Source organism: Symplocastrum torsivum (assembly GCF_059505465.1).
Window position 1 is genome coordinate 1 of record NZ_JCACKQ010000103.1, and the last position, 7,485, is coordinate 7,485.

The 7,485-nt window shown below is 43.7% G+C and carries 6 protein-coding genes; 5 read left to right on the top strand and 1 reads right to left on the bottom strand.

Going from position 1 to position 7,485, the window contains the following annotated elements:
- Positions 1 to 223 precede the first annotated feature (223 nt).
- Positions 224 to 1,906, bottom strand: coding sequence for a sensor histidine kinase (locus AC5JL3_RS24940; RefSeq protein WP_496077041.1), 1,683 nt, complete (start codon positions 1,904 to 1,906; stop codon positions 224 to 226).
- Positions 1,907 to 2,280: 374 nt separating this feature from the next.
- Here AC5JL3_RS24940 and AC5JL3_RS24945 point away from each other — a divergent pair, with 374 nt between their 5' ends.
- From AC5JL3_RS24945 to AC5JL3_RS24965, 5 genes are all read left to right on the top strand, one after another.
- Positions 2,281 to 3,501, top strand: a complete 1,221-nt coding sequence (locus tag AC5JL3_RS24945) for an ABC transporter substrate-binding protein (protein ID WP_496077042.1) — start codon at positions 2,281 to 2,283, stop codon at positions 3,499 to 3,501.
- 103 nt (positions 3,502 to 3,604) lie between these two features.
- Positions 3,605 to 4,555 carry a branched-chain amino acid ABC transporter permease gene (locus AC5JL3_RS24950; RefSeq protein WP_496077043.1) on the top strand — a complete coding sequence of 317 codons (951 nt, stop codon included), beginning with the start codon at positions 3,605 to 3,607 and terminating at the stop codon, positions 4,553 to 4,555.
- 69 nt (positions 4,556 to 4,624) lie between these two features.
- Positions 4,625 to 5,560, top strand: a complete 936-nt coding sequence (locus AC5JL3_RS24955) for a branched-chain amino acid ABC transporter permease (protein ID WP_496077044.1) — start codon at positions 4,625 to 4,627, stop codon at positions 5,558 to 5,560.
- On the top strand, positions 5,557 to 6,366 hold the full coding sequence (locus AC5JL3_RS24960; protein WP_496077045.1) for an ABC transporter ATP-binding protein: 810 nt from the start codon (positions 5,557 to 5,559) through the stop codon (positions 6,364 to 6,366). Before AC5JL3_RS24955 ends, AC5JL3_RS24960 begins: the two co-directional genes overlap by 4 nt.
- Before the next feature lie 70 nt (positions 6,367 to 6,436).
- Positions 6,437 to 7,150, top strand: coding sequence for an ABC transporter ATP-binding protein (locus AC5JL3_RS24965; protein ID WP_496077046.1), 714 nt, complete (start codon positions 6,437 to 6,439; stop codon positions 7,148 to 7,150).
- Positions 7,151 to 7,485: the final 335 nt, after the last annotated feature.

Consider the following 7,485-nt stretch of genomic DNA (forward strand, 5'->3'; position numbering starts at 1 on the left):
ATTGCGCTCCACTAAATTATCTGCTTGTGACACTCAAAGGGCGGAATGTGGGTTTCAACCCGTTTTAACGGGTTTTAGCTTTTAGCCCGTTCGCGTTCGCGAAGCGTTCTCGAAGAGTAGCGTTCCCGTTCCCCGTAGGGGTTCCCGAAGGGTAGGGTACTTTAGTTCAGGGCTTAAGGTTGTTACTCAGAGCTTCGCAATCGTATCTGTGAAGCGATCGCATCTATTTCTTAGCAAAGATTTCTTTTTGACTACCTATATCAGTATGACTGACTTCTAAGGGTAAGAAAATTGTCATTACTTCACCCTCTTGAGGTCTCTGCCGTACAATTAGTTTTCCTCCCAACGCTTGGAATAGATGTTTGGTCACATCAAGATTTAAGCTCAGACTACCTGTTTCTGGCTGGAACATCAGCAACTGACCAATCGACTTCAACGTCGGGAATGTTGAGTCTGCACACTCCGATGCAGTCCCATTCTTGTCCGGATCGGGCTGAGACTGGAATTGTAACTTTAGCTGGTCTCCTGCTGGTGTAACCTGTACCTGAATGTGACCACCAGCCGGAAGAGAACGGGTGAAGTTCTCAATCAAGCCTGTTAGTACCTGATCGAGCATGGCAGGATTGCTCACTACAGATGGTAGCTTCTGAGGCAGCACCACATCCAAGGTGACATTACGCCGCTGTGCCTGGTTTTGCCAACGGGGAATGCTTTGCTGGAACACCTGCGCTACTGACATGGGGGTGAGGTTAACAGGTACTTGCTTAGCCGCTGTTGTTTCTAATTCCACTGCCCGGAAAATCAACTCCATGCGGTTGATTTGCTCAGTACACTCATGGTCTATGATTTCCAGACGCCGAATCACTTCCGGAGCTAAATCACGCCGCTTTAGCAGCAGTTTTGTCAGGGTGCGAATTGTTGTGAGAGGTGTCCGAATTTCGTGGGTTAGTGCTTGAAGCAACTCTACATCCGGCGTGGCTTCACCAGGATTAGAGACTCTACTCACGCCTCGCTCCTCATGTTTTACCAAAGGCTCCCAATGACGACCTACTTTGAAGGGATCGCCCTGATGATGGAGGTGTTCTGTCTGACCAACTGGGTGTGTAGAAGTGACAGGTATTGTCTGGATAGTTTCTGCTGGAGACAGTTCTGGTAAATTTTTGAGGAGCTGGCGACTGAAGTCCATTACAATTCGGTAATCAGGTGACTTCGGCGCAAACTGTTGAACAAAAGCTTCCAACTGCGCTAGCTGATGAGGGCTGGTAAGTAGCAACCGAGGACGGAGTGTTAGCCAAGCTTGCTCAATATCTTCTGGATCAAAGGAGAATCGGAAAGCTGAAACACCAGCCAAGTCTTCTCCAGATGCCATCACTAAGCTAAAACGATTGGTAAATACTAAACAAAATTGTTCTGCTGCCAAGGGATCATCCCGAAGTAAGGGTAACCCATAGGCACTATTTTCAAGCTGCGGAGTCTGCCCGTTTTTGGCAGGTGGCAGTTGAAAGGGCATCCAAGCCAAGGCATTAAATCCTTCGCTCGTAAAAATCCCGGTTTGGAAATGGGCAAGAAGATTGGGATGACTCAATACTGGTACAGGACCTGCTAAGACTAAGCCTTGAAGTGACGACGGCTTACAATTAACTGTCTCAGACTCATCTAGGGTAGTTGTTTGCAAAAGCAACTGTTCTAATGACGCGATCGCGCTTTTCCACTCCCGCTGCGCTTTGGCTGCTGCCGCATCGGCTTGTGCGATCGCACGCTCTCTTACCTTACGACTGTTAGCACAGCGTTGACTCTTATGCGCTATTGTTTCGTGTCCTACCAGAGGCACGACTTGGTTATTCAGCCCCGTCTGTTCACTGTGGGCTAAAACTTCACTTAGGCTTGGCAACAACCATTTTTGCACCACGATCTATCCCCATGCACAGCAAGTGCAGTCTCTCCAACTATCTGCTCTATCTGTTTATGAGAATACTCATATTAATCATCGTTCTGGGGTCGTAGAACCGAACTGATGAGTCGCGATTTCCGGTGACTGCTTAGAGTTACGCCTTTGACTGGAATAATAGTGCGATCACTGATTAAGGGAACTCTTGATCGTCATCGCCGTTCTACTCACGCTATCAACAATACGGTGAAAATCCTTAACTCTTGTAAACTGACGACCTTTTTTTGCCAGTTTGTGTATCTTCAACGTTATTAAAATTGACCTTTTTCGATTAAACAACTTCTGCCGAGAGAGAGATAATTAGAAAGTGCGATCGCTGTGGAAGTTCTGAAATGTTTAAGAAAAGTATTTTTACCCAAATCCTCACATCATTCATCACATTTGCCTTAGTTGTTGCCTGTAGTCAGAACAAGGCACCTAACACAACTACCAGTAATAATGCTGGAAATACATCAACAGCAGCTATCCCAATTGGTATTGCTGTAGCACAAACTAGTAACGTCTCCTTACTAGGTCAAGAACAAGTCATTGGGGCAAAGATTGCTGAAAAGTTTTTTAATGACAAGGGTGGCGTTAATGGTACACCCATCAAGCTAGTTTTCCAAGACACAGCCGGTGATGAGCAAGGGGCAATTAATGCCTTTAATACCTTAATTACTCAAGATAAAGTTGTTGGAATTGTTGGACCAACACTTTCTCAGCAAGCTTTTGCCGCTGATCCAATCGCTGATCGAGCCAAAGTCCCTGTCTTAGCACCATCTAATACAGCCAAGAATATTCCTCAAATTGGGGATTACATTGCGCGTGTCTCAGCACCTGTAGCCGTTGTTGCTCCAAACGCTGTTCAAGCCGCACTCAAGATTAATCCTCAAATCAAAAAAGTAGCGGTCTTTTTTGCTCAGAATGATGCATTTAGCAAATCAGAAACTGAGACATTTCAACAAACGGTAAAAGACCAAAAACTGGATTTGGTAACCGTACAGAAGTTTCAAACCACCGATACCGATTTCCAAAGCCAAGCTACGAATGCAATGAACCTCAACCCAGACCTAATCATCATCTCAGGTCTAGCCGCTGATGGGGGAAATTTAGTTAAACAACTGCGTGAACTAGGATACAAAGGTTTAATTATTGGTGGAAATGGACTGAATACATCAAATTTACTTCCTGTCTGTAAAGCGCAATGTGATGGTGTGTTAATTGCTCAAGCCTATAGTCCAGAATTACCGGATGAGATTAACACAGCTTTCCGGGAAGCTTATAAAGCACAAAACAAGAAAGAACCACCACAATTTAGCGCTCAAGCCTTTACTGGAGTACAAGTGTTTGTGGAGTCACTCAAGGCTTTAGATACTAAAACCAAAGTCAACACGTTGCCTCTAGACCAACTACGAACACAGCTAAATCAGCAAATTTTAGCAGGTACTTACAAAACTCCTCTTGGTGACATTGCCTTCGATCCAGAGGGAGAAATTAAACAAAGTCAGTTCTATGTTGCTCAAATCAAGATGGATGCTGATGGTACGAATGGTAAGTTTACTTTCTTGAAGTAGCAAATAAGCATGGGGAATTTTTTATAAACTATTAACACAATTCCCCATCCCAAAATTATCGGAGGTAGAGAAACTGTAACCTCCATCAAATCTAAAACTTACAATGGACTTCACCCTTTTCTTACAGCAATTTCTGAATGGTTTGTCCATCGGCAGTGTTTACGCCATCTTTGCTTTGGGTTATACCCTAGTTTTCTCAATTTTAGGAATTATCAATTTTGCTCATGGTGCTGTTTTTACGCTGGGTGCTTACTTTACCTATAGCCTAGCGGGTGGAGCGTTTGGCTTTAATGGATTGCTGGCGAATGCCTCTTTACCTATACAGTTGCCATTTGTTATCGCTTTATTTATTGGTAGTATTTTCGCTGGTTTGGCTGGAGTCGTTGTAGAACGTCTTGCGTTTCGTCCCTTACGTGCTAGAGGTGCTGACCCACTTCTAACTTTGGTTTCTAGCTTGGGAGCGGCTGTTGTTATTGTCAATGTGATTCAGTATTTAGTTGGTGCAGAAATCTATACATTTCCAGCTAATGCCTATGGTGATTTACCAGCCGCAATTAATTTCGGAACGGCAGCAAGACCTGTAATGATACGCACGGTTCAAGTCGTAATCTTTGGGGTGTCAGCATTAATTGTTGTGATCTTGACGTATTTGATCAGCTACACGAAGACAGGTAAAGCCTTACAAGCCGTTGCTGAGGATGCTACGACATCGAGTCTGTTGGGAATTAATACAGAACGTTTTATTGTGTTGACTTTCTTTTTGAGCGGTTTTTTAGGAGGTGTAGCTGGGACGTTAGTAGGTTCTAGCGTGAGTATTGCTGGACCTTATTTTGGAATTGCTTTTGGGCTTAAAGGATTAGGAGTAATTGTCCTAGGAGGGTTAGGCAATATTCCAGGTGCGGTGTTGGGAGGATTAGTAATTGGATTGGCGGAGGCGTTTGTTCCTTCTGATTACTCAGGTTATAAAGAAGCGATCGCATTTGCCCTACTATTCATCATGCTCCTGGTCAGACCTCAAGGATTGTTGGGAAGAGCGCGTGTCACCAAGGTTTAATTATTACTGATGCATTACTAATTACTAATTACTAATAACTAACAACCAAAAGCTAACAATTAACTCAAAATGCCAGATTTTATTAATAACAATGGCTTCTTAATCGTCTCAATGATTTTCGGAGCAATTTTAGGGCTTTCAGTGTACTTACCGTTAATGGCAGGCCAGCTTTCTCTAGCAACGCCTGGATTCTACGCTTTGGGAGGTTACATCGCTGCAATTTTATCAACTGAGGTGTTTGAATTCTCAGGAAGTTCGTTTCCTCTCCCCTTATTATTGTTAGAAATGCTACTGGCTGGTTTGGTGTCTGCTGTGCTAGCGATCGCACTTGGTATCCCAGTTCTTCGATTACGGGGAATTTATTTAGCTATTGCCACAATTGCCTTTGTCGAAATCTTGAGAGTTTTCGCTTTGAATTTGGAAATTACAGGTGGTGCTGTTGGCATTTTTGCAATTCCTCAACCCTTCTCCTCTTCAATTGAATACCTCTGGATAGCTGCACCTCTCTTAATTCTAAGTATGTTATTCCTGTACCGCCTGGAACGTATCCGTGTTGGTCGGGCTTTAAATGCTATTCGTGAAGATGAACTCGCCGCTGATGCGATGGGTATTAACCCAACGTATTATAAAGTGCTGTCATTTACATTAGGAGCCGTTTTAGCCGGACTCGTTGGGGCAGTCAGCGCTCATTTCTTGAATACTTGGAATGCCCGTCAAGGAACGTTTGATGCTAGTATCATTTACCTAGCATTTGTCCTGATTGGTGGCTCTAGAACATTCGTTGGGCCTGTTCTCGGCGGCATGGTACTCACAGCCCTGCCAGAAGCACTAAGGGCAGCCGCAGGAACGAGTGGTTTACCACTTTGGCTAGCGCAGTTTCTACGGGATGGACGCTTGATTATCTTTGGACTACTAATTGTAATTGGTAGTGTATTTTACCCTCAAGGTATTATTACTCCAGACTTATTAAAGCGCTTTAAGCCACTCAAGCGGCAAAAACAATGAATGATAATCAGAAAGGGTATAACGATTTAAAACCAGTTCTGGAAGTAAGAGAGATAACTCGCCGTTTTGGTGGTCTTGTGGCGGTCAATAAAGTTTCATTTACTGTGCAGAAAAACGAGATATTTGGCTTGATTGGGCCGAATGGAGCCGGAAAAACTACACTATTTAATTTAATTACAGGGTTAATGCCGCCTTCTAGTGGTCAGTTGATTTGTGAAGGGGAAGAAATTACTAAACAACGTCCCCACCGAATTGCGTCAAAGGGAATTGCTCGTACTTTCCAAAATCTGCGCTTGTTTGGTAATTTATCCGCCTTAGAAAATGTTGCGATCGCACATCACATCCACAATAAAACAGGTGTAATTAAAGGTGTACTGGGATTACCCTCAGCCGTCGCAGAAGAACAACAAACCTTTTCTAAAGCCCTAGAATTATTAGCCTTGGTAGGACTTGCCGAAAGAGCAGAACAAAAAGCCCGGAATTTTGCTTATGGTGACCAAAGACGCTTAGAAATTGCTCGCGCTTTAGCCTTACAACCCAAAATTTTGCTGCTAGACGAACCTGCCGCAGGTATGAATCCCAATGAGAAGGGTACGTTGAGTGACTTGATTCGCCAAATTCGTGACTCCTTCAACTTAACCGTGCTACTGATCGAGCATCATGTACCGTTAGTGATGGGTTTATGCGATCGCATTGCTGTCCTAGACTTCGGTCAGTTAATTGCCTTGGGTGAACCGGAGAAAGTAAAAAACGACCCAGCCGTAATTGAAGCCTATTTAGGAGATGAGAACGTGGTTAGTGGTTAGCTTTAGCAGCTAGTCAGGGTACAAGCCTTACACCTCTAACCAATAACTAACGACTTTTGACAACAAAAAAATGACTAAACCACTGCTTGAGATCAAAAGTCTATATGTTAACTATGGTGCTATCCAAGCTCTCATCGATACGAATTTGGTAGTCAATGAGGGTGAGATTGTGACGCTAATTGGAGCAAATGGCGCTGGCAAAAGTACCACACTCAAAGCGATTTCTCGTTTAATCAATCCCTTCAAAGGACAGATTATCTATAAAGGGCAAGACATCACGCGCACTCGTCCCGATCAAGTAGTGAATCGGGGAATTGCCCAAAGCCCTGAAGGACGAAGAGTATTAGCCCGACAAACGGTTTTGACAAATCTAGAGTTAGGCGCTTACACACGCTCCGATCGTTTGGGAATCAAAGCTGATATTGAACGTCAATTCCTCACCTTCCCTCGATTGGGAGAACGTCGCAACCAGCTAGCGGGTACCCTCAGTGGTGGTGAACAACAAATGCTTGCGATCGCGCGTGCTGTGATGAGTCGCCCAAAACTCTTGCTACTCGACGAACCCAGTTTAGGTTTAGCCCCCCAAGTTGTGCGTGAAATCTTCAGTGTCATTCGTCAGTTACACGCATCTGGAGTCACCATTTTACTTGTAGAACAAAACGCCAGCCTCGCCTTGCAAACGGCTGATAGAGGTTACGTTCTAGAAGCTGGACACCTCACCCTGACAGGTTCTGCTTCAGAACTCCTCAAAGATGAGCGTGTCCGAAAAGCTTATCTAGGATAATATTCTCAGATTTCTAGATACCCTATACCTTGCCGAGGTACCTATCTATGGTTAGAGATAAATTTATATTAATGTAACGATTGCTACCGTTTCTTTACGCTATCCGTAATATTTTTTTACATAAGCCTTGAAAGCTTCTACTTTAATTTAAAAACCGCCAGCCACCTTAACCTATAACTTGGCTGGTATATATTTACTAATACCCAGGTAAAACAACCTGGGTATACTTTTTTGTATCGTTAAATTAACAGCACTAACATTACATCATAGCTATTTATTATGGTTCTTCAGTACTTAGTATGCTAAATACATAGCGAAACAAGAAAAGAAGAGAT